The sequence below is a fragment of the Flexithrix dorotheae DSM 6795 genome (assembly GCF_000379765.1).
Taxonomy (GTDB): Bacteria; Bacteroidota; Bacteroidia; order Cytophagales; family Flammeovirgaceae; genus Flexithrix; species Flexithrix dorotheae.
Genome location: NZ_KB903500.1, coordinates 1,567 through 2,131, shown reverse-complemented (window position 1 = coordinate 2,131; position 565 = coordinate 1,567).

The window sequence follows — 565 nt, the reverse complement described above, 5'->3', positions numbered from 1 at the left end:
TACCGGGCAAATTTCAATCAATCAGTATTCTACGATTACAGATTTAACAGGAATCGAAGCATTTGTCAATCTAACATCGATTCAGTGTCTTGCTCCAAATTTAGTAACGGTGAACATCAGTCAAAATACAGCCTTAACATTTGTTAATATCAGAAACANTAATTTAGGTTCTATTGATGTGAGTCAAAATACTGCTTTAACATCATTATATTTATTAGATNTCAATTTAACTTCAATTGATGTTAGTGCAAATACCAGTTTAACTACATTAATCCTTTCTAATAATAGTTTAAGCAATATAGACATAAGCCAAAATCCGAATTTACAATATTTTTATTGTGACAATAATGATTTAAGCAGCTTAGATGTAAGTCAAAACACAAACCTTGTAGACTTAAAATGTACTGACAATAACCTAAGTTTACTCAATATGAAGAATTTGAGTACAGGCACACTAACAAGTTTTGATGCCACTACAAACCCAAATCTGACTTGTATTGAAGTAGATGATGTAGCAGATGCTGAAGCTAACTGGACTAACGTTGATGCTACGGCTAGTTTTAGT